Below are 26,835 nucleotides of genomic sequence, written 5' to 3' on the forward strand. Positions count from 1 at the left end.
CGGGGGAATTGTTCCGAGTGTGAGCTCAGTCATGTTTGAGCAATGAAAAAGCAAAGCCCAGCGGCGAGTTCAGTGCTGGGCGCAGGCGTCCACGTCCGCGGTGCGTCCCTCGAAAGTGGGCGAGGCGCCCGCCGAGGGTGACGCCGTGGCCCGGTCGGAGCCGGCCCCCGCCCCCGCCCCCGGATCCGGCGCGGGCGCCGAACCGGGCGGCCGGAGGGCCAGCGGCCGGTCGGCCCGCAGCGCGTCGAACAGCTGGGTGGTCTGCGGCTGGACGAACTCGTCCCGGTCCGAGTCGTAGCGGTACGGGCGGCGCGGCGCCGTCAGGAACACCACGTCCCGGGAGGGGATGCCGCGCAGGTCCTGGGTGAGGTCGTACAGCGCGCCGAGCGAGGACAGGCCGCCGTCCGCCTTCACCGAGGAGGTGGCCGCGTCCAGCACCGGCCACAGCTTGGCCGGGTTCAGCAGCACCCCCTGCGACTGCACCTTGCGGATCAGCGAGGCCAGGAACTGCTGCTGGCGGCCCATCCGCTGGGTGTCGCTGCCGTCGCCCAGGCTCTCCCGGGCCCGGACGTAGCCGAGCGCCTGCTCGCCGTGCAGCAGCTGACGGCCGGCCGGGAGGTCCAGCTTGGCGTCCTTGTCGTGGATCGGCTGCGGCACGCACACCTCGACCCCGCCGATCGCGTCCACCATCGTCTTGAAGCCGCTGAAGTCGAGGATCACGTAGTGGTCGATCCGGATGCCGCTCAACTGCTCGACGGTGCGGATCGAGCAGGCCGGACCGCCCAGCTCGAACGCCCAGTTGAACTGCATCGTCCCCGGCTTGCTGCGGCTGCCGTCCGGCTTCTCGCAGGAGGGCACGGTGACCATCACGTCGCGCGGGACGGAGACCGCCGTCGCGTGCTTCCGGTCGCCGGCCAGGTGCAGCAGGATGGTGGTGTCCGAGCGCTGGGCACCGGCCTCGCCGCCGTAGGAGGAGTTCGAGCCGGAGCGGTCGTCACTGCCGATCAGCAGGATGTTCTCGGCGCCCTCGGCCCCCGCCGCCCGGCTCGGGCGCTCGGCCTCCAGCTCGGCGAGCAGCCGGTCGGTGGCCGAGTCCGTCCTGATGTTGCCGTCCAGCTTGCGGTAGGCGATCCAGAGCAGCACACCGGTGGCGACCAGCAGGAACGCGACGGCGCCGGCGGTGATCATCAGCCACCGCCGGCGCCTTCGCGGGCGTCCCGGTCCGCTCGGGGGAGCGTGCTCCGGGGGAGTCTGGTCGGTCGGGGGGTGCTCGGTGTCGTCCTCGGCCATGGCAGGGATCCCTACCCGCCGGGACCGTCCCGGGGTCAGCCGAGGCGCACAGTCACCCGTTCGGATTCGGAGCGCTTCTCCCACTGCCCGGCGTCCAGCCCCTGGGAGTTGCGGCACAGCACCACCGAGGCGCCGGCCGCCAGCGGGGCCAGCAGGCCGGCCTCCAGGCCCGTCCAGTCGTCGAAGGAGAGGGTGGACATCACCCGGTCCCCGGGCTTGAGGCCGATCCGCGCGGCGCCCTCCCGGGCCAGCGCGACGGTCTGCTCGCCGGTCAGTTTCAGCGGCAGCCCGTCCACCGAGGTCTCCAGCGCCTGCCCGTCCGGGGCGACGGGGGAGTACGGCGCGAAGCGGTCGCCCTGGCCGGGCACCTCGGCGGCGTAGTCCAGGAAGCCGTCCGGGCGGTGCGGGAAGCGGCCGCCGAGCGGGCGCAGGGCGAGCGCGACCCGCTCGCCCCCACAGGCCTGGGCGGCCTCCAGGCCGTCCGGACCGCTCACCACCAGGTCGGCGTCGGCCGGGTCGCCGGCCGGCACCGCCGTCACACCGACGGACCAGCAGGCCAGCAGCCAGACGGCGCTCTGCCAGTGCGCGGGCAGCAGCAGCACGGCGCGGTCGTCCGGACCGGCGTTCAGCTCGTCCTGGAGGAGGTTGGCGGTCTTGGCGACCCAGTTGTCGAAGGTCCGGGCGGACAGCTCCACCCGTTCGCCGGTGGCGTCGTCGTAGAAAGTGACCAGCGGGGCCGCGGGATCGACCGAAGGGGTGCCGCCGCGCAGGTATGCGTGCAGCAGCTCGACGGGGGTGCGGGCATCGGCAGCGAATGGCGCAGTCATGGTGCGCCCCAGCCTACGGCCTTCGGGTGGCAGGCCGGGAGGGGTGGCCGAGCGGGCGCGGGGCGGCGTGGCGGGCGGTCCGGTTTGCGGTGACGATCCCCTTCATGCACCTCTCCATCAAGGCCGCGCGCCTCCCGTTCCCGGCCGCGCTGCTCGCCGGCTGCACCGCCGCCCTGCTGCTCCAGCCCGCTCCCGCCGCCTCCGCCGTGCCCCTTGCCCCCGGTGGCGAGCACCGTGACTTCCCCGGCGGCGGCCGGACCGTCTCGCTCCGGCTCCCCGACGGGCACGGGCTCCCGGCGAGCACGACCGGGCCCTTCGAACTCCTCGGCGTCGGCTGGGACGGACCGGCCGGAGCGCTGGGCGGCGGCAGCCTCCGGGTCCGCACCCGGGACGCGGGCACCGGCCGCTGGAGCGACTGGCACACCCTGGAGACCGACACCGACGACGGCCCCGACCGCGCCCCGCACGGCGCCACCGCCCCGCTGTGGACCGGCCGCAGCGACGGCGTCGCCGTCGAGTTCCGGCCCGGCCCGGCCGGACCGCCGCCCGGACTGCGGCTCGACCTCGTCGACCCCGGCGCCGGCGCACCCGCCCCGGCCGCCACCCGGACGGTGCCCGCGGCACCCGCCGCCGAGGACGGCCACCAGGCGCCGCGCCCGGCGATCGTCACCCGGGCCGGCTGGGGCGCCGACGAGTCCCTGCGCGACCCGGGCTTCGAGTACACCGGCCCGGTCCGCGAGGTCTTCGTCCACCACACCGCGACCGCCACCGACTACGCCTGCTCCGACGCCCCCCGGGTGATCAGGGGCATCTACCAGTACCACGTCAGGACCAGCGGCTGGCGGGACATCGGCTACAACTTCCTGGTCGACCGCTGCGGCACGATCTACGAGGGCCGGGCCGGCGGCGTCGACCAGCCCGTCCACGGCGCCCACACCCTCGGCTTCAACACCGACTCCTCCGGCGTCGCCGCGATCGGCACCTACGTCGACGCCACCCCGCCGCAACCCCTCCTCGACAGCCTCGCCGCGATCGCCGCCTGGAAGCTCGGCCTCACCGACCGGCCCGCCGACGGCCGCACCAGACTGACCTCCGCCTCCGACGCCAGCCGCTACCCCAAGGGCACGGTCGTCGACTTCGACGCGATCTCCGGCCACCGCGACGCCTTCAACACCGAATGCCCCGGCAAGGCCCTCTACGCCCGGCTCCCCGAACTCCGCACGGCCGCCGCCCTGCTCCAGAGCAGCTGAACCTTCCGCAACGAGCTTTGGCGCCCGCCCTCGAACTCCTGCCCCCGCCCCACGTATCGTTCATGGCCTCAGGCACCCCAGGAGGCGACGGCAGTGACGGGCGGCGAAGCGGTACGGCGCTGGCGGCCGGGCTTCCCGCTCGACCCGGTCCGGACCCTGCTGCCGCTGCGCCGGGGCCCCGCCGACCCCTCGTACCGCACCACCGGCGACGGCGCCGTCTGGCGCGCCTCCCGCACCCCGGCCGGCGTCGGCACCCTGCGGGTGCTGCCGCGCCCCGGTGCGGGCGAGGTGGAGGCGACCGCCTGGGGCCCGGGCGCCCAGTGGCTGCTGGACCGGCTGCCCACCCTGCTCGGCGCCGAGGACCACCCGGAGGCGCTGGTGCTGCCCCCCGGCCCGCTCCGGGACGCCCAGCGCCGCACCATCGGGGTGCGGCTCACCAGGACCGGCCTGGTCCTGGAGTCGCTCGTCCCCGCGATCCTGGAACAGAAGGTCACCACCGACGAGGCCTACCGCGCCTGGCGCACCCTGCTGCGCGACTTCGGCACCCCGGCCCCCGGCCCGGCCGAGGGCATGCGGGTGGCTCCGTCGGCCCGCGACTGGGCGATGATCCCGAGCTGGGAGTGGCACCGCGCGGGCGTCGACCCCAAGCGCTCGGCCACGGTCCAGCGCGCCGTCCGGCTGGCCCCCCGCCTGGAAGAGGCCTCCACCATGGCCCACGAGGAGTCCTTCGCCCGCCTGACGGCCGTCCCGGGCATCGGCACCTGGACCGCCGCCGAAACCCTCCAGCGCAGCAACGGCGACCCGGACGCCGTCTCGGTCGGCGACTTCCACCTCCCCAACCTGGTCGGCTGGGCCCTGGCCGGCCGCCCCCGCAGCGACGACGCCCAGATGCTCGCCCTGCTGGAGCCCTACCGCCCCCACCGCCACCGCCTCTGCCGCCTCCTCCTCGCCACCGGCACCCACGCCCCCCGCTACGGCCCCCGCCTCACCCCCAACGACCACCGAACCCGCTGACCCGAAGCCCGCCCCGGTGTACGCAGTGATGTGTACGCTGGATTCATGGCTGACGCAATGAACATCCGTGAGGCCCGTGCCCACCTCGCCGAGGTGGTCAGCCGGGCGGAGGCCGGCGAGATCACCGTGATCACGCGCAAGGGCGAGCGCGTCGGGGCGTTCGTGCCGATCGAGATCCTCGACGCCATAGAGGAGGCGGAGGACGAGCTCCTCGCCCGGGAGGCGCGCAAGCACCTGGACGAACCGACCGTCACCATGGCCGAGCTGATGGCGGACCTGTTCGGACCGCCCGCGGACTCCACGGGGAGCGCTGCGTGAAGTACGCCTTCGGCTTCACCTCGCACGCCCGACGGCAGCTGCGCGCGATCGGCCGGCTCGAGGCGATGCGGATCCTCACGGCACTCACCGCGTTGGGGGACGACCCGTTCGCGGTCGGACCGGACGTCAAGAAGCTGACCGGTAACGACGGCCTCTACCGGCTCCGGGTCGGCGACTTCCGGGTGGTCTACCAGGTTCGCGGCGATGTGCTGCTGATCCTCGTCGTCCACGTCGGCAATCGCCGCGACGTCTACCGCGGCCTCTGACGCGTCACCGCACCACGACGAACGCCTCGGCGCCCCGTTCCGCCCGGACCTTCGGCGCCTCCGCCGGCCGCCCCACCGCCACGGCCCCCATCGGGTCCCACCCCTCCGGCAGATCCAACACCGCCCGAACGGTGTCACGGCAGAACATCGTCGAGGACACCCAGGCGGAGCCGTACCCCTCACCCGTGAGCGCGACCAGCAGGTTCTGCACGGCGGCCCCCATGGCCACCGTGAACATCTCCCGTTCGGCCGCGGCCCGCCGCGGGTCCGGGTAGTCGTGCGAGCCGTCCATCACCAGGCACGGCACCACCAGGTACGGCGCGTCGCGCAGCACGTTCCCGCGGGCGGTGCGGCGGGCGATCCGGGCCTCGTCCCAGCCGTCGAGCTCGCGGAGGTCGCGCTGCCAGGCGCCGAGCATCGCGTCCAGCAGCCGTACCCGGGTCTCGGCGGACTCCAGCAGCACGAACCGCCAGGGCGTGGTGTGGTGCGGGGCCGGCGCGGTGACGGCGGCGGCCACCGCGCGCCGGACGGCGGCCGGGTCGACCGGGTCGGCGGTGAAGGCGCGGACGGTGCGCCGCAGGGTGACGGCCTGGCGCAGCGCCTCGGAGGTGCCGAGCCGGAACATGTCGTCCGCGGCGGGCCGTACCAGCGGCCGGGTGCCGGCGCCGTCCTCGGCGGTGACCAGGTGGCCGAGCCCGCGCACGACGGCGACCGGGACGCCGCTGGCCTTGCCCTTGACGAGGTCGCCGGCGGCCGCGAGTTCGTCGGCGGTCGCGGTGACGGTGAGCACCAGTTCGTTGCCGTGGCTGTCGGTGCGCCCCCGGTGGTCCTCCAGGACGGACAGTCCGGCGGCGCCGATCGCGACGTCGGTGAGCCCGTTGCGCCAGGGCCGGCCGAAGGTGTCGGTGACGACGACGGCGAGCCGGTGGCCGGTGAGCTGCTGGAGCCGGGCGCGCAGCGCGCGGGCCGAGGCGTCCGGGTCCTCGGGCAGCAGCAGCACGGTGCCGGGGGCGGTGTTGGAGGCGTCGACCCCGGCGGCGGCCATGACGAAGCCGTTGCGGTTCTCGACGATCCGGGCCGGTCCGCGCCGGGCGACCACCCGGACGGTCTCGGCGTCGATCGCGGCGTCCCGGTCGGCGGCGTGCAGCAGCCGGCCCTCGGCCTTGCTGACGATCTTCGAGGTGACCAGCAGGATGTCGCCGTCGCGGTACGTCCCGGCCTTGGCGATCAGCTCGCCGAGGTCGGCGCCGGCCTCGATCTCGGGGATGCCCCGGACCGGAAGGATCTCGATCGTCACGCGCGGACCTGCTCGGCCAGCGCCAGCGCCGCCCGGGCCATCTCGGCGGTGGCCTCGACGTCGGTCATCAGCAGCGGGACGGCCCGGCAGGCGATCCCGGCGGCCTCGACGGCGGCCACCGCGTCCTGGTCGGCGGTGTCGACGAGCCAGCCGTCGATGAGTTCGGAGCCGTAGTTCAGCGCGACCGCCTCGGCGGTGGCCTCGACGCCGACGGCGGCGAGCACCTTGTCGGCCATGCCCCGTACCGGCGCCCCGCCGATGATCGGGGAGAGCCCGACCACCGGTGCCGGGGCGGCGGCGACGGCGTCCCGGATGCCCGGGACGGCGAGGATGGTGCCGATCGAGACGACCGGGTTGGACGGCGGGAAGAGGATGACGTCGGCCTCGGCGAGGGCCTCCAGCACGCCGGGCGCGGGCTTGGCGGTGTCCGCGCCGACCGGGATGATCGCCTCGGCGTCGACGGCGGCGTGCAGCCGGACCCAGTACTCCTGGAAGTGGACGGCCCGGGTGCCCTGCTCGTCGGTGATCCGCACGTGGGTCTCGACCCGGTCGTCGCTCATCGGCAGCAGCCGCACGCCGGGCTTCCAGCGCACGCACAGCGCCTCGGTGACCTGGCTGAGGCTGTACCCGGCGGTGAGCATCTGGCTGCGCACCAGGTGGGTGGCGAAGTCCCGGTCGCCGAGCCCGAACCACTCGGGGCCGACGCCGTACTCCTTCATCTCGGCCTTGATCGACCAGGTCTCGTCGGTCCGGCCCCAGCCCTGTTCCTCGTGGATTCCGCCGCCGAGGGTGTACATCACGGTGTCGAGGTCGGGGCAGACCTTGAGTCCGTAGAGGTGGATGTCGTCGCCGGTGTTGCCGATGACGGTGATCTCGTCCTGCGGTCCGACCGCCGCGAGGAGTCCGCGCAGGAAGCGCGCCCCGCCGATCCCGCCTGCCAGTGCCACGATGCGCATGGGGTCATCCTGCCACGGTCGGACTCTTCGTCAGGCCTCGGTCAACGCCGCTCGGACTCCGCCGCGTGCGCGTGCTGCTCCGGGACGGCGGTGGTGGTGCCGTACTGGTTCATCGCGGTCAGGCCCGGGGTGTAGAGGTGGATGGAGACGGCGGGTTCGAGCGCGCCGTTGACCACCTCGTGCAGGTAGCCGGAGGAGAACACCCGCTGCCCGCCGGGGCGCAGGGTGCGGGCTCCTTCACCGGCGTGGGTGAGCGAGCGTTCGGTCAGTTCGCCCCGGACGACGGTCATCACGCCGGAGGACTCGCCGTGGTCGTGGAAGCCGCTGCTCTGGCCGGGCAGCCAGCTGAGCAGCCAGACCTCGTAGTCGGGGCCGGTCTCCAGGCGGGCGTACCAGCGGGTGAGCGCGTCGTAGCGGACCAGCGGTTCCCAGCGGGAGCGGTCGGCGGCGATCTCGCGGACCAGCCGGGCGTACCCGGCGACGGTGGTGGGGTGCTCGGGCAGGTCGGTGCGGGCGAGGTGGGGGAAGGCGAGCGGGTCGCCGGCGATGGAGACGTCGCTGAGGCCGTCGGCCCAGCGGTGCGGGTCGCCGTGGCGGGGGGTGTGGGCGGCGGCGAGGCCGCGGCGGGCGTGCTTGTTGCGGTCGCGGTTCCGCTTGCGGATGCGGGTCGTGCGCACGGGAGTCGTCCTCGGATGGCTCGGCTGGTCGGGGAGCAGCCGGATCCGGGATGTCCTGGGGCGGGAGTCGCGGGCGGCCTCTGTGCTTCCTGGGCGGCGCGCGGTGGGACGCGGGCGCCTAGATACAGCAGGAACAGAGGCGACAACAGGAGTTCGCGGCACGGCGGAGCGTGGAACCGCTCCGGGGGCTGGCGAACTCTGACATAGGGGAAAGGAGACCGCATCCGCGGGGGTGGTGTCAAACCGAAGGGTGCGGCATTCGAGTGGATTAGGTCAGGATCTTTCCCGGATGGGGTGATTCATCACTCTCTATGTTTCGATGGGAAGATCGCCGGGAAGGCAGGCCGATGACCGGCCTGTCACGATGACTGAGCGTCATTCCGCGAGTCATTGCGGGCGTTTCGATGTCGCCCGGGGCTTTCGGATCGAAGGTCCGATGTGTCCGAATATGTACACTATTCGTAACGGCTTGGTGCCAGGGAGTGAATCCCGGCCTCAATACCAGAGCTCGGCTTGACTGGGCCAGAGTGACGCAACTGTAATTTCACTCGTGTCGTCAGCCGCACGAGGCAACGGCAACCACGGGGACGCCAAGTAGGGGCAGAGGAGGCGCGCCACATGAGCGAGCTCTTTGAGCTGTTGATCGGGGACGGCATCGCGGAGGAAGAGGAGGAACTCGGTTGGCAGGAGCGCGCGTTGTGCGCTCAGACCGACCCGGAGTCCTTCTTCCCCGAGAAGGGCGGCTCTACCCGCGAGGCCAAGAAGGTGTGCCTCGCCTGCGAGGTTCGATCGGAGTGCCTGGAGTACGCCCTCGCCAATGACGAGCGCTTCGGCATCTGGGGCGGCCTCTCCGAGCGCGAGCGCCGCCGGCTCAAGAAGAGCGCCGTCTGACCGGGGCGGCCCCGACCGACCCCGCTGACCCTCCGCCACCGGCGGACGGCCGCACAGCTGTACGAGCGCCTCACCGCGACGGTGGGGCGCTTTCGTGTTCCCGGACCGGTCCGCGCCGATCCCGGGTCCCCTTCTTCACCGCCTCCGCACCGGCACCGGGCACGAAGCGGCCATCCGGAGCCGTTAGTGTGGTGCGCCATCCGGTTGCCGTTCACCGGCTGTGTCCACCGAGAACTGGGGCCCGCGCACTCGATGACCGTCTACAGCCACCAGAGCGGCTTCACCGCTTCCAGGCCGCCCGCCTACCCGCGCCACCTGGTCACCGCGGTGATCGTCTCGCACGACGGCGCCCGCTGGCTGCCGCAGGCCCTGGCCGGTCTGCTCGGCCAGGACCGCCAGGTCCAGCGGATCCTCGCGGTCGACACCGGATCCACCGACAACTCCCCGCAGCTGCTCGCCGACACCCTGGCCGACTGGCTGCCCGAGAGCGGCCCGCTGATGCTCGGCCGCCGGGCCGGCTTCGGCACCGCCGTCGCCGAGGCCGTCGCGGGCAGCGCGCCCCTGCGCCCGGAGGACCTCCCGTACCGGCTCGACCCCTCCGGCTACGACCCGGTCACCGGCGGCTGGGACGACTACGGCGACCCGCTCGCCCAGGAGGACGACCTCGGGCGCGGCGGCCCGCGCGAGACCCAGCCGGTCGAGTGGCTCTGGCTGCTGCACGACGACTGCGAGCCGCAGACCGACGCGCTGCGCCGGCTCCTCCAGGTCGCCGACTCCACCCCCAGCGCCGGCGTGGTCGGCCCCAAGCTGCGCAGCTGGTACGACCGCCGCCAGCTGCTGGAGATCGGCGTCACCATCGCCCGCTCCGGCCGCCGCTGGACCGGACTCGACCGCCGCGAGCAGGACCAGGGCCAGCACGACCAGGTCCGCCCGGTGCTCGCCGTCTCCAGCGCGGGCATGCTGGTGCGCCGGGACGTCTTCGAGGAGCTCGGCGGCTTCGACCGGGCCCTCCCGCTGATGCGGGACGACACCGACTTCTGCTGGCGGGTCAACGCCGCCGGCCACCGCGTGGTGGTCGCCCCCGACGCCGTGCTGCGGCACGCCGAGGCGGCCAGCCGCGAACGCCGCGCGATCGACTGCGGCCCCTCCCACCCGCACCGGGTGGACAAGTCCGGCGCCGTCTACACCCTGCTCGCCAACTGCAAGGGCGCGCTCTTCCCGTACGTGCTGCTGCGCCTGGTGCTCGGCACCCTGGTGCGGGCCGTCACCAACCTGCTCGGCAAGGACCCGCGCCAGGCGGTCGACGAACTGGCCGGCCTCGGCCACGAACTCGTCCGCTTCCCACGGCTGTTGGCCGCGCGCAAACACCGCGCCCGGACCCGCGCCGCGGACGCCCTGGACGACCGCACGCTCTTCCCGGCGCCCGGCGCCACCACCCGGCTGGCCGTCGAGGGCGTCATCGGCTCGCTCGGGATAGGGGGCGGCGACGACACCGGCAGTCGGCACGGCTCGGTCGAGGCCGGCGGCGACGAGGACGGCGAGGACCTCGTCGTCGAGCAGTTCGCGCTGATCAAGAAGCTGGCCCGGCGCCCCGCGCCGGTGCTGTTCGCCGCCCTGCTGGTGTTCGCCCTGGTCGCCTGCCGCGGCCTGTTCGGCAGCGGCGAGCTGTTCGGCGGCGCCCTGCTGCCCGCCTCCGACGGCGCGGGCGGCCTGTGGGCGATGTACGCGGACGCCTGGCACCCGGTCGGCACCGGCTCCACCGCCGCCGCACCGCCGTACCTCGGCGTGCTCTCGGTGCTCTCCTGGCTGCTGTTCGGCAACGCCGACCTCGCGCTCACCCTGCTGGTCGTGCTCACCGTCCCGCTCGCCGCGGTCAGCGCCTACCTGGTCTCCCGGCCGCTGCTGGACTCCAAGCTGGTCCGTGCCTGGGCCAGCGCCACCTACGCCCTGCTGCCCGCCGCCACCGGCGCGCTCGCCCAGGGCCGGATCGGCACCGCCGTCCTCGCCGTGCTGCTGCCGCCGCTGGCCCGTGCCGCCGCGATCGCGGCCGGTCTCGGCATCCGCCAGGAGAGCGCCGCCAAGGGCGCCCGCCCCGGCTGGCGGCCGGTCTGGATGACCGTCCTGCTGCTCACCCTGGCCACCGCCTTCGTCCCGCTGACCTGGGCGCTCGCGGTACCGCTCTGCCTGGCCGTGCTGGTCCTCGCGGTGCTGCGCGGCGGCGCCCTCGGCTCCGGCGGTACGGCGCTGCGGCTGCTCGGCCTGCGCGTCCTGGTGATCCTCGCGGTGCCGGTCGCGGTGCTCGCCCCCTGGTCGTTGAAGGTGCTGTCGCACCCGCAGTGGCTGCTGCTGGAGGCCGGGCTGCCCGGACTGCACGGCGCCGGGGCGAGCGCGGCCGGCCTGCTGCTGGTCAACCCCGGCGGCGCCGGGGTGCCGCCGGTCTGGCTCTCCACCGGTGTCGTCCTCGCCGCGCTGGCCGCGCTGCTGCGCGCCGACCGCCGCCGCGCGGTGCTCGCCGCCTGGGGCGCGGCCGGTGCCGGGCTGGTCTTCGCGGTCGCGGTGGCGGGCACCTCCGTCACCCCGGCCTCCGGCGGCCAGCCGGTGCCCGCCTGGGCCGGCCCGGCCACCCTGATCGCCGGGATCGCCCTGCTCGCCGCCGCCGCGATCGGCGCCGACGGCGCCAACACCCGGGTCGCCGGGATCGCCTTCGGCTGGCGCCAGCCGGTGGCCGCCCTGGTGGTGGCCGCGGCCGTGCTGGCCCCGCTGGGCACCGGCCTGTGGTGGGCGCTGACCGGCGCCGGCGGCCCGCTGCACCGCGCCGCGGCCGGCCAGGTGCCCGCCTTCATCGCCGAGGAGGCCGGCACCAGTGACCGGTCCCGCACCCTCGTGGTCACCGGCCAGAAGGGCGCCGTCCGCTACACCGTGGTGCGCGGCGCCGGCCTGACCCTCGGCCAGGCGGAGTCCACCGTCGACCCGGCCACCGGCACCCAGGGCGGCCTGGACCGGATGGTCGGCAGCCTGCTGGCCGGCTCCGGTGCCGACCAGGCGAACGCCCTGGCCGGCTACGGCATCGCCTACGTGCTGGTCGAGCGGCAGGCCGTGGACGCCTTCAAGGACGTCCTGGACACCACCCCCGGCCTGGTGAAGGCCAACCAGGACGGCGACGCCGCGCTCTGGCAGGTCAACGGCGCGCCAGCGGTGCGCGCGGTGATCACCGCCCCGGGCGCCACCCCGGTGGTCGTCCCGTCCGGCGAGCGCGACCTCGCCACCACCGTCCCGGCCGGTCCGGACGGCCGGGTGCTGCGACTGGCCGAGGCCGCCGCCCCCGAGTGGAAGGCCACCGTGGACGGCAGCGCCCTGGAGCCCACCACGCTCGACGGCTGGGCGCAGGGCTTCAAGCTCCCGGCCGCCGGCGGCAAGCTGAGCGTCACCCGCGAGGGCAGCCTCGCCCACACCGGCTGGATCTGGGCCCAGGTCCTGGTCGGCCTCACCATCCTGGTGCTGGCCCTGCCCGGCCGCCGCAGCCACAAGGACGACGACCTGCCCGAGGAGGTGGTCGCCGCCGCCGCGCTGGCCGCCGCCGCCCAGGCGCAGCCCCTCGTCCCGGGCAGCCGCCGGGCCCGCCGGATGGCCGAGCGGGGCGAGGGCGGCGAGCCCGGCGCCGAGGAGCCCGGGGTGTACGACGGGCTGCCGGGCGCGATCCCGGCGCAGCCCACCGGCGAGCCGCCGGCCGGGGCGGTCGAGGCGGCCGCCGCCGTCCAGGAGGCCGAGCCGTACGCCGACCCGTACCAGGCGTACCAGCAGGCCGACCCGTACAGCTACGACCAGTACGCGGCCCAGCAGCCGGTGGCCGCGCCGTACGCCGCCCAGGGCTACGAGGGCCACGGGTACGACGGCCACCAGCAGGGCTACCCGCAGCAGGGGTACGACCAGCAGGGGTACGAGCAGCAGGGGTACGAGCAGTACCCGCAGGAGCAGTACGGCTACGACCCCTACCAGCAGCAGCCCGGGCAGCCCCAGCAGACCTGGCTGCCGGGCCAGCAGCAGGGCGAGCCGTACTACGACCCCAACGAACCGGGCGGCACCGGTCACCCTTCCGGGAACTACGGCCCCCACCAGCACGGATCGGGGAGCTGACCCGCCATGAAGAAGCCCGCATTCGGGAAGAAGTCCGCCGCCCGGGCCGAGCAGCCCGTCGAGCCCGCCACCGCCCCGGCCGGGGCCGGGGAGCCCGCCGGCGCGCCGGGGACGGCCCCCGGCCGGTCCGCGGGGAGGACCACCCAGTCCCTGCTGGCCGCGGCCGTGGTGCTGGCGGCCGTGTTCGGGATCGCCGAGGTGCGCCCGCCGGCCGGCCCGGCCAAGGCGGACGGCGGGGGCGCCCCGAGCACCGCCCAGGTCGAGCGGACGGCGGCGGTCTGCCCGCAGCCCTTCCAGGGCCTGACCGGCTCGACCACGCTCACCGCCTACACCCCGCCCGGCACCGGCTCGGCCAGCGGCGGCGCCGGCTGGCTCTCCGAGCAGGCCGCCCCGGCCACCCCGCCGACCGCGGCCCCGTCCGCCCCGGCGCCGAGCGGATCGCCGACCGCCGCGCCGAGCGCGGCCCCGAGCGCCCCGGCCACCCCGGCCCCGGACAAGAACGCCCCGCCCGCCGACGCCAAGCTGACCCTCGGCAAGCCCGGCACCCCGGCCACCGGCCCGGCCAGCAACGGCGATGCCGCGCCCGGCACCGGGGCCGTCGCCACCGGCGCGCTCGCCCCCGGCTTCACCGTCACCCAGACCACCGTGGTCACCGAGCAGCGCGGTACCGGCCTGTCCGGCCTGACCTGCACCCCGGAGAGCACCAGCTTCTGGTTCGCCGGGGCCAGCACGGCCGGTGACCGGGTCGACTACGTCAGCCTGGTCAACCCCGAGTCCTCCGCGGCCGTGGTCGACATCAAGCTGTACGGCGACAAGGGCCTGATCGACAACGACGCCGCCAACGGCCTCACCGTCGCCCCCGGCAGCTCGCAGTCCGTCCTGCTGTCGACGATCAGCAAGGGCGCCGTCACCGACCTCGCCGTGCACGTGGTGGTGCGCTCCGGGCGGATCGGCGCCGCGCTGCACGCCGCCGACGGCGCCAAGGGCGCCGACTGGGTCCCCGCCTCCACCGAGCCCGCCGCCACCCAGGTGCTGCCCGGCCTGCCCGCCGACACCACGGCGGCCCGGCTGGTGGTCTGGGCGCCGCCGGAGGACGACGCCGACCTCAAGATCCAGCTCTCCGGCAAGAACGGCTGGTTCACCCCGGCCGGCAACGAGTCGATCCACGTCAAGGCGGGCATGGTGGCCGCCGTCGACCTCGGCAAGGTCACCCGGGACGAGGTCGCCGGGCTGCGGCTGTCGCCCACCGACGACAAGCACCCCACCAAGATCGTCGCCGGCCTGCGGGTCGACCGCACGGGCGGCAACGGCAAGAGCGACGCGGCCTGGCTCACCGGCAGCGCCCCGGTCGGCGCCCGCGCCACCGTCGCCGACAACCGGGCCGGCGCCGCCACGATCTTCCTGACCTCCACCGGCGACGCCGCCACCGTCAAGGTCACCGGCTCGGCCGGCAGCGGCGGCGGCACCCCGGCGACCAAGGAGGTCCAGCTCCCGGCCGGCGGCACGGTCGCCATCCCGGCGCCCGAGCCCGCCGGGCTGAACGGCGTCTTCGCGGTCACCGTGGAGACCGAGTCCGGCGGCCCGGTGGTCGCCGCCCGGATGCTCTCGCTGCCCGCCAAGGACGTGCCGATGTTCACCGTCCAGGCACTGCGCGACGACCACAGCACCGTGCAGGTCCCGCAGGCCACCCAGGACCCGGGCGTGGTGCTGCGCTGACCGGCCCTTCCGGGGCCCCGCGGGGCCCCGGAAGGTCACTCCTCGTCGTAGCGCGGGTCGATCGCGTCCGGCGACAGCCCCAGCAGCTCGGCCACCTGCTCGATCAGGATCTCGTGCACCAGCGCCGCCCGGTCCTCCCGGGTCTTCGCCCGGATCTCCACCGGCCGCCGGTACACCACGATCTGGCTCTTGTGGCCCTTCTGACCGGGCGACACCCGGCCCAGCGGCACGCCGTCCTCGGTGTCGGCGCCGTCCGGCTCGTGCAGCGGCACCTCCTGCACGGCGAACTCCACTTCGATCAGCTGCGGCCACCGCCGCTCCAGCCGCTCCACCGACTCGCGCACGTAGTCGTCGAACAGTTCGGAGCGGGTGAGCGAGATCGGCACCTGGGGCGGGGCCAGCGGGCCGCGCAGCCCCCTGCCGTGCCGGTCGCGGTGCCGGGGGCGGCGCGAGGGGCCTGTCGATGACTGCGGTGCGGAGCTGTCCATATCACTGCCGAGAGTAGTCCTTGGCGGGTCGGAAGTGGACCACTCCGACGGGGGAATCGCCGGTGCGACGGCGTGTGCCCGAACCGCCGGAGCGAGCCGTACGGCAGGAGCCGGGCGGCGCGCCCGGGGCGCCCCCACGGCCCGGCACAGCCCCGGCGAGGGGGCGCCGGTGAGCACCCGAACGGCGACACGGCACCCCCGCCGGACAGGCGGTCTTCGCTCCCCGGCGGGGAGTGCGGTACCGTCCACCCTCGTGAGCTCTGTACGTCGTTGTTCGCGGACCGCGTGCGGCCGACCGGCCGTCGCGACGCTGACGTACGTCTACGCGGACTCCACCGCCGTACTGGGCCCGCTCGCCACCTACGCCGAGCCGCACTGCTACGACCTGTGCGCCGAGCACGCCGAGCGGCTCACCGCCCCGCGCGGCTGGGAGGTCGTCCGGCTCGCCGCCGAGGCCGGACCGCTGCGCCGCAGCAGCGACGACCTGGAGGCCCTCGCCAACGCCGTCCGCGAGGCCGCCCGCCCGCAGACCCCCCGTCAGGGCCGCGCCCCCGAGGGCGAGTCCACCGAGGGCGGCCGCCGCGGCCACCTCCGGGTCCTGCGCTCGCCGGACAACTGAGGCCTCGCCCCGCACGGTGCGTTCGCCCGGCCCGGGTACGCTGCCCGTCTGACACCACCGCGATCCGTCGACCGGACGCGTCGGTGGCCCGACGTATCGATCAGCACAGAACCAGGGTGGAGCCGCAGTGCGCGACCTCAAGCAGCTCGTGAAGGCGTACGACGTCCGAGGCGTCGTCCCGGACCAGTGGGACGAGAGCCTGTCCCGGGCCTTCGGCGCCGCGTTCGTGCAGGTCACCGGGGCGACCGCGATCGTGGTCGGGCACGACATGCGCCCCTCCTCGCCGTCGCTGAGCCGGGCCTTCGCCGAGGGCGCCGCGGCCTACGGCGCCGACGTGGTCGAGATCGGCCTCTGCTCGACCGACCAGCTCTACTACGCCAGCGGCAAGCTCGACCTGCCCGGCGCGATGTTCACCGCCAGCCACAACCCGGCCCAGTACAACGGCATCAAGCTGTGCCGGGCCGGCGCCGCCCCGGTCGGCCAGGACACCGGCCTGTCCGAGATCCGCGAGCTGGTCGAGTCCTGGACCGCCGAGGACGACACCGTCACCGTCCCGGCCAAGGACGTGAAGCCCGGCGCGCTCTCCGCCCAGGACACCCTGCGCGGCTACGCCGACCACCTGCTGGGCCTGGTCGACCTCAGCGCGATCCGCCCGCTCAAGGTCGCCGTGGACGCCGGCAACGGCATGGGCGGCCACACCGTGCCGACCGTCTTCGACGGCCTGCCGATCGAGCTCGTCCCGATGTACTTCGAGCTGGACGGCACCTTCCCCAACCACGAGGCCAACCCGCTCGACCCGAAGAACCTGGTCGACCTCCAGGCCGAGGTCCGCAAGGTCGGCGCCGACATCGGCCTGGCCTTCGACGGCGACGCCGACCGCTGCTTCGTGGTCGACGAGCGCGGCGAGCCGGTCTCCCCGTCGGCGATCACCGCCCTGGTCGCCGCCCGTGAGATCGCCCGCGCCCAGGCCGCCGGCGAGGCCGAGCCGACCATCATCCACAACCTGATCACCTCCTGGACCGTCCCCGAGGTGGTCCGCGAGCTCGGCGCCACCCCGGTGCGCACCCGGGTCGGCCACTCCTTCATCAAGCAGGAGATGGCCGTCACCGACGCCGTCTTCGGCGGTGAGCACTCCGCCCACTACTACTTCCGCGACTTCTGGCGCGCCGACACCGGCATGCTGGCCGCGCTGCACGTGCTGGCCGCGCTCGGCGGGCAGCAGGGCACCCTCTCCGAGCTGACCGCCGAGTACGACCGCTACGCCGCCTCCGGCGAGATCAACAGCACCGTCGCCGACCAGGCCGCCAGCACCGCCGCCGTCCGCGCCGCCTACGCGGGCCTGGAGGGCACCACCGTGGACGAGCTGGACGGCCTCACCGTGGCCGGCCCGGACTGGTGGTTCAACCTGCGCGCCTCCAACACGGAGCCGCTGCTCCGCCTGAACGTCGAGGCCAAGGACCCGGCGCGGATGGCCGAACTGCGCGACGGCGTGCTCGCCATCGTGCGCGCCTGACCGGACCGCGCCTGACCGAAGCGCACCGTGCCCCGGCCGGTAGGGTTGCCTATCGGCCGGGGCACCTCCGTGCCACCACCGAACTTTGGGAGAGCCCCCATGAAGCTCGAATCCTTCCTGCTGGAGATCCTGGTCTGCCCGCAGTGCCGGGCCGCGCTCGTCGAGGGCGGCACCGAGGAGCAGCCCGAGCTGGTCTGCACCGGCGCGGACTGCGGCCTCGCGTACCCGGTCCGCGAGGGCATTCCGGTCCTCCTGGTGGACGAGGCCCGCCGCCCGGCCTGATCCTGGGGGCGGGTCCGACCCGCCCCGGGGCCGACGCCCCACCCCGCGCCCGCCGACCAGAGGACAGCCGGAGGCCCGCCGCATGCTCGACGACACCCTGCTCGACGATCCGGCCGCCCTCCTGCGCGCCGACCACGACCGCGCCCTGCTGGCCCTGGCCGGCGCCGGTGCCCGGGTCCGCACGGCGCTGCGGCAGGCCGACGCGGCCGGCCTCGACCGGCTGCGCCCCGACGGCCGCCCGCGCGCCGTCCTGGTCGCCGGGCACGGCAGCGCCCTGACCGCCGCCGAGATCCTCGCCGCGCTGGCCGGGACCGCCACCCTGGTCCTCCCGCTGCCGCCGACCGAGGCCGTCGCCCCGCGCACCGACCGGGCCGGTGCCCCGCCCGCCTTCACCGCCGGGCTCGGCTGGCAGCTGCCCGGCTGGGCCGGACCGCTCGACCTGCTGGTGATCAGCTCCGCCGACGGCGGCGAGCAGGGCCTGATCGGGCTCGCCGAGCAGGCCTACGCCCGCGGCTGCTCGGTCGTCGTCACCGCCCCGCCCGGCAGCCCGCTGGCCGAGGCGGCGCTGCAGGTGCGCGCGCTGCCGCTGCCGTACGTCGGCACGGTGCTGCCCGACGAGGGCCTGCCCGCCGCACCGGCCGCCGAGCCGGACCTGCCGGCCGAGGACCCGGCCGCGCTGTGGTCCCACCTGACCCCGCTGCTGGCGCTCGCCCAGAAGCTCGGCCTCACCCAGCTGCCCTACGACGCGCTGCCGGCCGTCGCCGACCTGCTGGACACCGCCGCCGTGCGCTGCCGTCCGGACGCCGCCGCGTACACCAACCCGGCCAAGGGCCTGGCCGCGCGGCTGGCCGGGACGGTCCCGCTGCTGTGGGCCGAGGGCCCGGTCGCCGGAGCCGCTGTCGCCCGGTTCGCCGCCCAGCTCGCCGACCGGGCCGGCCGCCCGGCCCTGGCCGGCTCGCTGCCGCAGGTGCTCACCGTCCACCGCGGCATGTTCACCGGCCAGTTGGGCGCGGGCGCCGACCCGGACGACTTCTTCCGCGACCGGGTCGAGGAGCCAGACCCGCTGCACCTCCAGGTGCTGCTGCTGCGGCACGTCCCCGCGACGGCCACGCCCGACCCGGCCCAGGAGCAGGACGGTCCCGCCGAGGTGCCCGAGGACGACGAACGGCCGCGCAGCTTCGGCGTGCGCCGCGCCCACCGGCTGGCCGCCGCCCACGACGTACGGCTCACCGAGTACGCGAGCACCCTCGCGGACCCGCTGCACGCGCTGGCCGACCTGATCGCGCTGACCGACTTCGCCGCCGTCTACCTGGGGCTGGCCGCCGCACAGTCCTGAGGCCGCTAGTCTCTGCCCATGAGCACAGAGGGTGGGACGAAGGCACTGGTCGCGGCGCTGTCCGCCAACCTGGCGATCGCGGCGGCCAAGTTCACCGCCTTCGGCTTCACCGGCTCCTCCTCGATGCTGGCCGAGGGCGTGCACTCGGTGGCCGACTCCGGCAACCAGGTGCTGCTGCTGATCGGCGGCAGGCGGGCGCGCCGGGCGGCGGACGAGGAGCACCCGTTCGGGTACGGGCGCGAGCGCTACGTGTACGGCTTCCTGGTGGCGATCGTGCTGTTCAGCGTCGGCGGCCTGTTCGCGGTCTACGAGGGCTGGCACAAGGTCAACCACCCCGAGGCGCTGGACTCCTGGGGCTGGGCGGTGGGCGTGCTGGTCTTCGCCGTCGCGATGGAGGGCTGGTCCTTCCTGACCGCGGTGCGCGAGTCGGCCAAGGCCAAGGGCGGCCAGGGCTGGGTGCAGTACATCCGCACCGCCAAGGCGCCGGAGCTGCCGGTGGTGCTGCTGGAGGACACCGGCGCGCTGATCGGCCTGGTGCTCGCGCTGCTCGGCGTCTCGCTCACCGTGATCACCGGCGACGGCGTCTGGGACGGCATCGGCACCCTGTGCATCGGCCTGCTGCTGGTGGTGATCGCGGTGGTGCTCGCGCTGGAGACCAAGTCGCTGCTGCTCGGCGAGTCCGCCGACAAGGACTCGGTGCGGCGGATCCGCGCCGCCCTGGTGGACGGCGAGGCGGTCACCGGGGTGATCCACATGCGCACCCTGCACCTCGGCCCGGAGGAGCTGCTGGTCGCCGCCAAGATCGCCGTCAACGCGGAGGACAGCGCCGACCGGGTGGCGCGGGCCATCGACGCGGCCGAGGAGCGGGTCCGCGCCGCCGTCCCGATCGCCCGGGCGATCTACCTGGAACCGGACGTCTACAGCGCCGAGAAGGCCGCCGCGGGCGAGGACCCGGCGGCCACCCCGGGCGGCCCCGGGCCGGGCACCGCGCACTGACGGGCCGCCCGGCGGGGCGGTCGGGCGGGACGGCCGTAAAGGGGCCGGGCGGCGGCCGTAAAGGGGCCGGGCGACGGTCGGACAGGGGCCGGGCGACGGCCGGATCCGGCGGCCCAAATCCGTCATCCGCGGACGCCCGGTGGGGCCATCGGTGTAGATTCGTCACCAGAGCCAGAACGTCGCTGCTGATGGCGGTCGATCGGCGGTCCGCGCCCGTAGGGTGTGCGCCGGTCGAGGGAGAGAGGTCCTCCGACGGTTTGTGCCGCGCAGCAGGGAACCGGTCCGCCACCGCGGGATCCGGCGGCCCCGGCGTAGCCGTGCACCCGTACGGCCCGCCATGCGCACCGCACATCCGGACCTCGGCCCGTGCCCCACCCCATCAGCGAGGAGCAGACGCATGTCGACCGACATCACCGGTGACTTCAAGGTCGCCGACCTTTCCCTGGCGCCGTTCGGCCGCAAGGAGATCCAGCTGGCCGAGCACGAGATGCCCGGCCTCATGTCCATCCGCGCCGAGTACGCCGCCGCGCAGCCGCTGGCCGGCGCCCGGATCACCGGCTCGCTGCACATGACCGTCCAGACCGCGGTGCTGATCGAGACCCTGACGGCGCTCGGTGCCGAGGTCCGCTGGTGCTCCTGCAACATCTTCTCCACCCAGGACCACGCGGCCGCCGCCATCGCGGTCGGCCCGGAGGGCACCCCGGAGAACCCCCAGGGCGTGCCGGTCTTCGCCTGGAAGGGCGAGACCCTGGACGAGTACTGGTGGTGCACCGAGCAGGCGCTGACCTGGCCCGACGGCAAGACCCCGAACATGATCCTGGACGACGGCGGTGACGCGACCCTGCTGATCCACAAGGGCGTCGAGTTCGAGAAGGCCGGTGCCGCTCCGGACCCGTCCACGGCGGACAACGACGAGTTCCGGATCATCCTGGAGCTGCTCAACCGCACCCTCAAGGACACCCCGAACAAGTGGACCGAGGTCGCCGCCACCATCAAGGGCGTGACCGAGGAGACCACCACCGGTGTCCACCGCCTGTACGAGATGCACCGTGACGGCCAGCTGCTGTTCCCGGCGATCAACGTCAACGACTCGGTCACCAAGTCGAAGTTCGACAACAAGTACGGCTGCCGCCACTCGCTCATCGACGGCATCAACCGCGCCACCGACGTCCTGATCGGCGGCAAGGTCGCCGTCGTCTGCGGCTACGGCGATGTCGGCAAGGGCTGCGCCGAGTCGCTGCGCGGCCAGGGCGCCCGCGTCATCGTCACCGAGATCGACCCGATCTGCGCGCTCCAGGCGGCGATGGACGGCTACCAGGTCGCCACCCTGGACGACGTGGTCGAGACCGCCGACATCTTCATCACCACCACGGGCAACAAGGACATCATCATGGCCTCGCACATGGCCCGGATGAAGCACCAGGCCATCGTGGGCAACATCGGCCACTTCGACAACGAGATCGACATGGCCGGCCTGGCCAAGCTCGACGGCGTCGTGAAGACCGAGATCAAGCCGCAGGTCCACGAGTGGCGCAAGGCCGACGGCCGCACCATCATCGTCCTCTCCGAGGGCCGCCTGCTGAACCTGGGCAACGCGACCGGCCACCCGTCCTTCGTGATGTCCAACTCCTTCGCGAACCAGACGATCGCCCAGATCGAGCTGTTCACGAAGACCGAGGAGTACCCGATCGGCGTCTACGTGCTGCCGAAGCACCTGGACGAGAAGGTCGCGCGCCTGCACCTCGACGCGCTGGGCGTGAAGCTGACCACCCTGACCCAGGAGCAGGCCGACTACATCGGCGTCCCGGTCGAGGGCCCGTACAAGTCGGAGCAGTACCGCTACTGATGCGGTGAGTTCCGCGACGCGGGTGAGTTCCCGCTGACGCCGGTGGCCGGCACCCCCCGTGGGTGCCGGCCACCGGCGCGTCCGGGCTCAGCGGATGACCTGGGTGGTCCAGGTCTTCCGGTCGACGCCGGTGACGTGCACCGCCGCGGCCAGGGAGCCCAGGCCGCCGAGGCGGTCGGTCAGCGGCAGGCTGTCGGACTCCACCGTCGCGCAGATCCTGAGCCCCTGCTCCGTCCGGCACTTCTGGTCGGTCTTCCCGTACGGCGGGCTGTCGGCCGGGGTCACGATGATCCCGAAGCCCATCTCGCCGGAGGTGAAACCGACGGTCGCGACCCAGGGCTGACCCGCCGTGGGCCAGGTCAGGTCGGCGCTGGTGGGGCGGGTGCCCGCCGGCAGGCCGGAGAGCCAGAACGGCAGCGGGACCGGCCGGTCGCCGACCTGGACCTCGGACGCTACGTGCAGCAGCACGTCATCGGGGAGCTCGGTCCCCTTCGGCCAGGTCGACAACAGCTGGGCCCAGTGACCGGCGGGGGTCTGCCAGCGGAGTATCCGCCGTCCGCTGTCGAACGTCGGGTGGGTCGGATCGGTCACCCAGTAGGCGGTCCGGCCGTTGACCGCGGAGGCCGGCACCTTCTCCTCCTTCTGCTGGGAATCGTCGCGCAACGTGGGCTCGGAGGTGTCGGGGTAGACGACGAGTTCGAGGCTCATCCCCGCCGTGCCGGGCAGCGCGGCCCGGGTGACGACCACTCCGTCGGCGGCGCTGTAGCCGGTGTCGCCTTCGGCGCCCAGCCCGTCGGGGAGCCAGCCGAACTTCCCGCCGGCCACCAGCGGGTCGGTGGGGCTGCCGATCGTCGGCGGGGGGGTGGCGGGTGCGGTCAGGTGCTCCCCGCGGGGAGGGGCGGCCGGCACCAGGCGGCTGTCGGAGCCCCCGCCGCCACCGGGCGCGAGCAGCAGCACGGCCGTGACCGCGCCTGCGGTCGCCGTGGCCAGCGCGGCGGCGACGGCCCGTCGGCGGCGGCGCAGCCTGGTCCGCCCGGCGGTGATGGACGCGGCGAGGTCGAAGCCGGGCGGCGGGGCCGGCTCGGCGGCCAGGTCCGCCAGCTGGACGGCCAGCTCGACGTTGTCGGTGTTCGTCATGACGTCCTCTCTGCGGCGGTGGGGCGGGGGAGCAGGGCGTTGCGCAGCGTCTCCAGGGCACGTGAGCTCTGGCTCTTCACGTTGCCCGCCGAACAGCCCAGGGCCTCGGCGGCCTGGTCGATCGACAGGTCGCAGTAGTAGCGCAGGACGACGGTGGCCCGTTGCCGGGGCGGCAGGGCCGCGAGCGCCCGGCGCAGGTCGAGCGAGGCGTCCAGGTCGAGCACCGCGGCCGCGGCGTCCGGGTCGACGTCCGTCCGCACCGTGCGGCGCCACCAGGAGGTGCGCTGCTCGGCGAGGAAGGTGTTGACCAGCGTGCGGCGGGCGTAGCCGTCCCGGTTGTCCGCCCGGCTCGCCTTGGACCAGTGCACGTACAGCTTGGTGATGGTCTCCTGCACCAGGTCGTCGGCCCGGTGCCAGTCCCCGCACAGCAGATAGGCGACCTTCCGCAGCCAGCCGCCCCTGGCGGCCACGTACTCCGTGAACTCCTCGTCGCGCGTCTGCTTCGCCATCCGCACCCCCTCTCGTTGCCCTGCTCCGGTGGTTGGGCTCTCGTGGTCGGGGCGGCGTCTCCCGCACCGCCCGACCCTCTGATGCGGGCACCGGCCCGGAACGTTGCAGCGGACGCCGGTGCGTAGGCTTCGGGCATGCCCAACGGTCGGTACTCGCTCCATGACACCCATGACCACGTGCTGCTCGGCGAGGAGCGGTTCAGCTGCGCGCCCGGGGCGGCCGGGTGGCGGTACGTCTCCAAGACCTACACGCCGGACGGGCGGGTGATCGGCAGCGTCGACCTGACGCTGGACTCACGGGCCCGGCCGCTGCGGATGGAGCTGCGGGCCGGCGGCTGGCAGGTGCGCGGCGGCGCGGTGGACGGGGTGGCGTGGGTCCGCACCGACGCGGCCGACCCGGGCGGCGAGCACGCGGCGGAGGGGCACGACCGGGCGCACGGCTTCGCCGGGCGCTCGCCGGGCTTCCTGGTCGCCACCGCCCGGATGCTGCGGCTGCGGGAGGGGGCGAGTGCGCGGGTGCGGCTGGTGGCGTTCACCGAGCCGGTGCTGGCGCCGCGCACCTTCGACCAGGGGTGGCTGCTGGAGGGCGTGGACACCCACCTGACGGACTCGGGGCCGCTGCTGGTCGAGCGGTACCAGGTGGCGGACCTGGAGACGGGGGAGCAGCAGGTGGTGCACCTGGCCGGGGACGTGGTGCTGGCGGCGGCGGGGATCGAGCTGGAGGAGCTCCAGTCGCCGCCGAACGCCTGGCCGGTGGGGGAGTAGGCGCGGGGCCTGAGCTCGGCTCGGGCCGGCGGGCTCGGGCCAGCGGGCTCTGGCGGGCGCGGCTCGGGCCGGAGGGCTCCGGCCGGTGGGCTCAGGCGGGCGGGGCGAAGCCTGCGTCGGGGGCGGGCTGGGTCGGCTGCGCGGGCTTGACGAAGGACGGGGCGGCGGGGGCGGCCGGTGTCGGTACGGGCGCGGGTGCGGGTGCGTGCGCCGTGGGCACGCCGAGGACGCGGTGGGGGCGGCCGTCGGCCGTGGGGACGGGGGCGGCGGCCAGGTGCGGGACGGGGGCCTGGACGGGCGCCTGGACGGGGGCCGAGGCGGCGAACCGCTGCTGGGCGCGCATCCACTCCCGGCGCTGGCGTTCGGTGAGCACCGCGCCCAGGTAGGCGGCCGGGTGCAGTCCCGGCGGAATCGGGTTCCCGATCCGGGCGGCCAGGTCCTCGGCCAGCCCGGCGGCCATCCGGAAGGTCACGCCGGGCTCCAACTGGCCAACCCGGACGAGCAGTTGGCGGATCGCCAGCCAGAGCGGCTCGGGCACCGCGGACAGGTCCATCGCGACCAGTTCACGGCCCATGTCGTGCAGCAGCTGCGGGTGCACCGGGGGCAGCGGGCCGGCCGCACCGGCTCCGGCCGGGGTGCGCTCGCGGACCACGACCGTCCCGGCGAAGATGTCGCCGAGCCGCTTGCCGTCCGAGTTCAGCGCGGAGGTGATCACGGCGGGGGCGCCGGTTATCGCGATCAGCTCGAAGAAGCCCACCAGCCCGCGCACCAGCGAGTGCCGGAACCGGACCGGGCCGCCGTCGGTGCGCACCACCCGCAGACCGAGCGCGGCCTTGCCGACCGAGCGCCCATGGCTGAGGGTCTCGATCATCACCGGCAGCGCGACCAGGAAGAAGACCGTCATCCCGAGCATCGTCGCGGCCAGCGCCGCGCTGTCCAGGTCGGACAGGGCCACGCTCAGCACCAGCGTCGACACGAACAGGGCGGCGAACTCGATGAGCAGGTCGAGCACGATCGCCAACGCCCTGCTCGGAAGCTTCGCCGTCTGCAGGTCGAGGACGACCGCCTCACCCGTCACCAGGTCGCTCAAGACACCTGTCCGTTCACGCTCATGCGAGCAGGTGGGAGCGCGCTTGGATCGGCCCCCACTGCCCGCTCTCCGCAGTCTGATCCGCAGCCGCAAACATACGGCGCCCGGTGGTCGCACGGGAAGTGAGATCCCGGCGGCCGGGGCGGCGACGGCTCCTGGCATGCTGGGCCCGCACGTGTCCGTACGCACCTGCCCGACCCGCGCACGCGCGCCTCGCGCCATCGCCGACCATGGAGCCGCCGAATGGACCTGGACGTCTTCGTCGCAACCCACCAGGGGGAGTGGGCCAGGCTGGACGCCCTCGCCCGTAGGCGCCGGCTCAACGGGGACGAGGCCGACGAACTGGTCACCCTCTACCAGCGCACCACCGGCCACCTGGCCAAGGTCCAGGCCGCCGCGCCGGACCCGGCCCTGATCGGCCGGCTGACCGGCCTGGTGTCGCGAGGCCGCAGCGCGGTGACCGGCGCCCGGACCAACGGCTGGCAGGACGTCGCCCGCTACTACTCGGTGAGCTTCCCGGCCGCGCTGTACCGAGCGCGCCGCTGGTGGATGCCGGTCGCGGCGGTCTCGATGGTCGTCACCGTGCTGATCGCCTGGTGGATGGCCACCCACCCCGAGGTCCGGAACAGCCTGATCGCGCCGGACGAGCTGCGCGAGCTGACCCGCCCCGGCGGACAGTACGAGGCGTACTACTCGGACCGGCCGGCCAGTTCCTTCGCCGCCCAGGTCTGGACGAACAACGCCTGGATCGCCGTGCAGTGCCTGATCTTCGGCATCGCGCTGGGCATTCCGGTGATCATCGTGATGTGGGCCAACGTGGTCAACCTCGGCCTCGGCATCGGGCTGATGGCCTCGGCCGGGCGGCTCGACATCTTCCTCGGCCTGCTCATCCCGCACGGCCTGCTGGAGCTGACCACGGTCTTCGTGTCCGGCGGCCTCGGCCTGCGCCTCGGCTGGACCCTCATCGACCCCGGCCCGCGCACCCGCGCGGTGGCGCTGGCGGAACAGGGCCGCTCGATCATCGGCATGGGAATCGGGCTGGCGACGGTGCTGGCGGTGGCCGGAGTGCTCGAAGCCTTCGTGACCCCGTCCGGCCTGCCGACCTGGGCCCGCATCTCCATCGGAGTCGTAGCGGAGGCGGCGTTCCTCACCTATGCGCTGGTACTGGGCCGGAAGGCTGCGGCGAGCGGGGAGTTCGGCGACGTGGACGCGGCCGACCGGGCGGACCTGCAGCCCGTCGCGGCCTGAGCCGATGTGATCAACAGGCCGCTGACCTGCTAGTCTTCTCGCATCCCGACCGAACCATTGACGTGGTGTGGTTGGGCTAGTAGGTTTGAACGGTTGGGACTGACTGGACAACGGTCGGGCCCGGGCGTTAGTGTCTACGACACCGCCGAAATCGAGGCGAGCGCGTTTCACGAAATGCGCGCCCTCCGACGAAGCAAATCCCACGGACGGAACGCTCCGAAAGCCCTGATAGGCTTCGGGACGAAGTTCGCAGGAAATCCCGCCAGCGGGAATCGGATGAATGAAACTCCGGAAAACGGAGCGGAAAACATCTGATAAGCTGGAAACACGAAAGAACGAAGCGCCCGGAGGGCCCGCTGGAAGGCGGTCC

General features: G+C 74.2%; 24 protein-coding genes. 15 read left to right on the forward strand and 9 right to left on the reverse strand.

Translation table 11 applies throughout. The features are described 5' to 3' along the window. Window positions 1-69 precede the first annotated feature (69 nt). Window positions 70-1,290: an LCP family protein gene (locus AB0F71_RS36340; protein WP_360244312.1), complete on the reverse strand. Its 1,221-nt coding sequence runs from the start codon at window positions 1,288-1,290 to the stop codon at window positions 70-72. Window positions 1,291-1,325: 35 nt separating this feature from the next. Next, the gene (locus AB0F71_RS36345; protein ID WP_360244315.1) at window positions 1,326-2,117 is read right to left on the reverse strand and encodes a TIGR03089 family protein; all 792 of its coding nucleotides are present in this window, start codon (window positions 2,115-2,117) and stop codon (window positions 1,326-1,328) included. Between the two features lie 104 nt (window positions 2,118-2,221). Between AB0F71_RS36345 and AB0F71_RS36350 the strand changes: the two genes are divergently transcribed. From AB0F71_RS36350 to AB0F71_RS36365, 4 genes are all read left to right on the forward strand, one after another. Continuing rightward, the gene (locus tag AB0F71_RS36350) at window positions 2,222-3,367 is read left to right on the forward strand and encodes a peptidoglycan recognition protein (protein ID WP_360244318.1); all 1,146 of its coding nucleotides are present in this window, start codon (window positions 2,222-2,224) and stop codon (window positions 3,365-3,367) included. A gap of 156 nt (window positions 3,368-3,523) precedes the next feature. Then, on the forward strand, window positions 3,524-4,381 hold the full coding sequence (locus AB0F71_RS36355; RefSeq protein WP_360244368.1) for a DNA-3-methyladenine glycosylase 2 family protein: 858 nt from the start codon (window positions 3,524-3,526) through the stop codon (window positions 4,379-4,381). A 45-nt stretch (window positions 4,382-4,426) separates the two neighbouring features. Further along, entirely contained in the window at window positions 4,427-4,699 is a 273-nt protein-coding gene (locus AB0F71_RS36360) for a type II toxin-antitoxin system Phd/YefM family antitoxin (protein WP_360244321.1), read from the forward strand. Further along, the gene (locus AB0F71_RS36365; RefSeq protein WP_360244324.1) at window positions 4,696-4,965 is read left to right on the forward strand and encodes a type II toxin-antitoxin system RelE/ParE family toxin; all 270 of its coding nucleotides are present in this window, start codon (window positions 4,696-4,698) and stop codon (window positions 4,963-4,965) included. Before AB0F71_RS36360 ends, AB0F71_RS36365 begins: the two co-directional genes overlap by 4 nt. 4 nt (window positions 4,966-4,969) lie before the next feature. On the opposite strand, the gene AB0F71_RS36370 is transcribed toward AB0F71_RS36365, so the two are convergent. The 3 genes from AB0F71_RS36370 to AB0F71_RS36380 are packed head-to-tail and all read right to left on the reverse strand — an operon-like array spanning window position 4,970 to window position 7,766. Continuing rightward, window positions 4,970-6,262 carry a coenzyme F420-0:L-glutamate ligase gene (locus AB0F71_RS36370; protein ID WP_360244327.1) on the reverse strand — a complete coding sequence of 431 codons (1,293 nt, stop codon included), beginning with the start codon at window positions 6,260-6,262 and terminating at the stop codon, window positions 4,970-4,972. Continuing rightward, window positions 6,259-7,218 carry a 2-phospho-L-lactate transferase gene (gene cofD, locus AB0F71_RS36375; RefSeq protein WP_360244330.1) on the reverse strand — a complete coding sequence of 320 codons (960 nt, stop codon included), beginning with the start codon at window positions 7,216-7,218 and terminating at the stop codon, window positions 6,259-6,261. The genes AB0F71_RS36370 and cofD overlap by 4 nt, the downstream gene beginning before the upstream one ends. A 41-nt stretch (window positions 7,219-7,259) precedes the next feature. After that, window positions 7,260-7,766: a cysteine dioxygenase family protein gene (locus tag AB0F71_RS36380; protein ID WP_360244371.1), complete on the reverse strand. Its 507-nt coding sequence runs from the start codon at window positions 7,764-7,766 to the stop codon at window positions 7,260-7,262. 747 nt (window positions 7,767-8,513) lie between these two features. On the opposite strand from AB0F71_RS36380, the gene AB0F71_RS36385 reads away from it, so the two are divergent. From AB0F71_RS36385 to AB0F71_RS36395, 3 genes are all read left to right on the forward strand, one after another. Continuing rightward, window positions 8,514-8,786 carry a WhiB family transcriptional regulator gene (locus tag AB0F71_RS36385; RefSeq protein WP_063349134.1) on the forward strand — a complete coding sequence of 91 codons (273 nt, stop codon included), beginning with the start codon at window positions 8,514-8,516 and terminating at the stop codon, window positions 8,784-8,786. Window positions 8,787-9,038: 252 nt separating this feature from the next. Next, window positions 9,039-12,920, forward strand: coding sequence for a glycosyltransferase (locus AB0F71_RS36390; RefSeq protein WP_360244333.1), 3,882 nt, complete (start codon window positions 9,039-9,041; stop codon window positions 12,918-12,920). Between the two features lie 6 nt (window positions 12,921-12,926). After that, window positions 12,927-14,636: a DUF5719 family protein gene (locus tag AB0F71_RS36395; RefSeq protein ID WP_360244336.1), complete on the forward strand. Its 1,710-nt coding sequence runs from the start codon at window positions 12,927-12,929 to the stop codon at window positions 14,634-14,636. Window positions 14,637-14,671: 35 nt separating this feature from the next. Here the strand turns inward: AB0F71_RS36395 and AB0F71_RS36400 are convergent, their stop codons facing one another. Next, window positions 14,672-15,124, reverse strand: coding sequence for a metallopeptidase family protein (locus AB0F71_RS36400; RefSeq protein WP_350509617.1), 453 nt, complete (start codon window positions 15,122-15,124; stop codon window positions 14,672-14,674). 253 nt (window positions 15,125-15,377) lie between these two features. Here AB0F71_RS36400 and AB0F71_RS36405 point away from each other — a divergent pair, with 253 nt between their 5' ends. The 6 genes from AB0F71_RS36405 to ahcY all read left to right on the forward strand — a co-directional run bounded on the left by AB0F71_RS36405 (window position 15,378) and on the right by ahcY (window position 21,716). Further along, the gene (locus AB0F71_RS36405; protein ID WP_280686050.1) at window positions 15,378-15,743 is read left to right on the forward strand and encodes a DUF3499 domain-containing protein; all 366 of its coding nucleotides are present in this window, start codon (window positions 15,378-15,380) and stop codon (window positions 15,741-15,743) included. Window positions 15,744-15,870: 127 nt separating this feature from the next. Beyond that, complete coding sequence (locus AB0F71_RS36410) at window positions 15,871-17,256, forward strand: phosphomannomutase/phosphoglucomutase (protein WP_360244339.1); 1,386 nt, start codon at window positions 15,871-15,873, stop codon at window positions 17,254-17,256. Between the two features lie 99 nt (window positions 17,257-17,355). Further along, window positions 17,356-17,538 carry a Trm112 family protein gene (locus tag AB0F71_RS36415; RefSeq protein ID WP_049659271.1) on the forward strand — a complete coding sequence of 61 codons (183 nt, stop codon included), beginning with the start codon at window positions 17,356-17,358 and terminating at the stop codon, window positions 17,536-17,538. An 82-nt stretch (window positions 17,539-17,620) separates the two neighbouring features. Further along, entirely contained in the window at window positions 17,621-18,874 is a 1,254-nt protein-coding gene (locus tag AB0F71_RS36420; protein WP_360244343.1) for an SIS domain-containing protein, read from the forward strand. Between the two features lie 18 nt (window positions 18,875-18,892). Continuing rightward, on the forward strand, window positions 18,893-19,870 hold the full coding sequence (locus AB0F71_RS36425; protein ID WP_360244346.1) for a cation diffusion facilitator family transporter: 978 nt from the start codon (window positions 18,893-18,895) through the stop codon (window positions 19,868-19,870). A gap of 397 nt (window positions 19,871-20,267) precedes the next feature. Then, window positions 20,268-21,716, forward strand: coding sequence for an adenosylhomocysteinase (gene ahcY / locus AB0F71_RS36430; RefSeq protein WP_360244349.1), 1,449 nt, complete (start codon window positions 20,268-20,270; stop codon window positions 21,714-21,716). 87 nt (window positions 21,717-21,803) lie between these two features. On the opposite strand, the gene AB0F71_RS36435 is transcribed toward ahcY, so the two are convergent. Together AB0F71_RS36435 and AB0F71_RS36440 are read right to left on the reverse strand one after the other, a co-directional pair. Continuing rightward, window positions 21,804-22,853: a hypothetical protein gene (locus tag AB0F71_RS36435; protein WP_360244352.1), complete on the reverse strand. Its 1,050-nt coding sequence runs from the start codon at window positions 22,851-22,853 to the stop codon at window positions 21,804-21,806. Continuing rightward, window positions 22,850-23,362: a SigE family RNA polymerase sigma factor gene (locus AB0F71_RS36440; protein ID WP_360244355.1), complete on the reverse strand. Its 513-nt coding sequence runs from the start codon at window positions 23,360-23,362 to the stop codon at window positions 22,850-22,852. The genes AB0F71_RS36435 and AB0F71_RS36440 overlap by 4 nt, the downstream gene beginning before the upstream one ends. 135 nt (window positions 23,363-23,497) lie before the next feature. Between AB0F71_RS36440 and AB0F71_RS36445 the strand changes: the two genes are divergently transcribed. Next, on the forward strand, window positions 23,498-24,127 hold the full coding sequence (locus AB0F71_RS36445) for a hypothetical protein (protein WP_360244358.1): 630 nt from the start codon (window positions 23,498-23,500) through the stop codon (window positions 24,125-24,127). 91 nt (window positions 24,128-24,218) lie between these two features. On the opposite strand, the gene AB0F71_RS36450 is transcribed toward AB0F71_RS36445, so the two are convergent. Continuing rightward, entirely contained in the window at window positions 24,219-25,217 is a 999-nt protein-coding gene (locus AB0F71_RS36450; protein WP_360244361.1) for an RDD family protein, read from the reverse strand. 243 nt (window positions 25,218-25,460) lie between these two features. Between AB0F71_RS36450 and AB0F71_RS36455 the strand changes: the two genes are divergently transcribed. Continuing rightward, a complete protein-coding gene (locus AB0F71_RS36455) occupies window positions 25,461-26,465 on the forward strand; it encodes a stage II sporulation protein M (protein WP_360244364.1) in 1,005 nt (334 codons plus the stop codon). Window positions 26,466-26,835: the final 370 nt, after the last annotated feature.

Origin of the sequence: Kitasatospora sp. NPDC028055, assembly GCF_040637885.1 — a bacterium.
GTDB lineage: Bacteria > Actinomycetota > Actinomycetes > Streptomycetales > Streptomycetaceae > Kitasatospora.

What these genes read in the sequence shown, in the direction of transcription:
- AB0F71_RS36340 (WP_360244312.1), bottom strand. Translation starts at nt 1,290, where the DNA reads ATGGCCGAGGACGACACCGAGCACCCCCCGACCGACCAGACTCCCCCG.
- AB0F71_RS36345 (WP_360244315.1), bottom strand. Translation starts at nt 2,117, where the DNA reads ATGACTGCGCCATTCGCTGCCGATGCCCGCACCCCCGTCGAGCTGCTG.
- AB0F71_RS36350 (WP_360244318.1), top strand. Translation starts at nt 2,222, where the DNA reads ATGCACCTCTCCATCAAGGCCGCGCGCCTCCCGTTCCCGGCCGCGCTG.
- AB0F71_RS36360 (WP_360244321.1), top strand. Translation starts at nt 4,427, where the DNA reads ATGGCTGACGCAATGAACATCCGTGAGGCCCGTGCCCACCTCGCCGAG.
- cofD (WP_360244330.1), bottom strand. Translation starts at nt 7,218, where the DNA reads ATGCGCATCGTGGCACTGGCAGGCGGGATCGGCGGGGCGCGCTTCCTG.
- AB0F71_RS36385 (WP_063349134.1), top strand. Translation starts at nt 8,514, where the DNA reads ATGAGCGAGCTCTTTGAGCTGTTGATCGGGGACGGCATCGCGGAGGAA.
- AB0F71_RS36390 (WP_360244333.1), top strand. Translation starts at nt 9,039, where the DNA reads ATGACCGTCTACAGCCACCAGAGCGGCTTCACCGCTTCCAGGCCGCCC.
- AB0F71_RS36395 (WP_360244336.1), top strand. Translation starts at nt 12,927, where the DNA reads ATGAAGAAGCCCGCATTCGGGAAGAAGTCCGCCGCCCGGGCCGAGCAG.
- AB0F71_RS36400 (WP_350509617.1), bottom strand. Translation starts at nt 15,124, where the DNA reads ATGGACAGCTCCGCACCGCAGTCATCGACAGGCCCCTCGCGCCGCCCC.
- AB0F71_RS36415 (WP_049659271.1), top strand. Translation starts at nt 17,356, where the DNA reads ATGAAGCTCGAATCCTTCCTGCTGGAGATCCTGGTCTGCCCGCAGTGC.
- AB0F71_RS36420 (WP_360244343.1), top strand. Translation starts at nt 17,621, where the DNA reads ATGCTCGACGACACCCTGCTCGACGATCCGGCCGCCCTCCTGCGCGCC.
- AB0F71_RS36425 (WP_360244346.1), top strand. Translation starts at nt 18,893, where the DNA reads ATGAGCACAGAGGGTGGGACGAAGGCACTGGTCGCGGCGCTGTCCGCC.
- ahcY (WP_360244349.1), top strand. Translation starts at nt 20,268, where the DNA reads ATGTCGACCGACATCACCGGTGACTTCAAGGTCGCCGACCTTTCCCTG.
- AB0F71_RS36435 (WP_360244352.1), bottom strand. Translation starts at nt 22,853, where the DNA reads ATGACGAACACCGACAACGTCGAGCTGGCCGTCCAGCTGGCGGACCTG.
- AB0F71_RS36440 (WP_360244355.1), bottom strand. Translation starts at nt 23,362, where the DNA reads ATGGCGAAGCAGACGCGCGACGAGGAGTTCACGGAGTACGTGGCCGCC.
- AB0F71_RS36445 (WP_360244358.1), top strand. Translation starts at nt 23,498, where the DNA reads ATGCCCAACGGTCGGTACTCGCTCCATGACACCCATGACCACGTGCTG.
- AB0F71_RS36455 (WP_360244364.1), top strand. Translation starts at nt 25,461, where the DNA reads ATGGACCTGGACGTCTTCGTCGCAACCCACCAGGGGGAGTGGGCCAGG.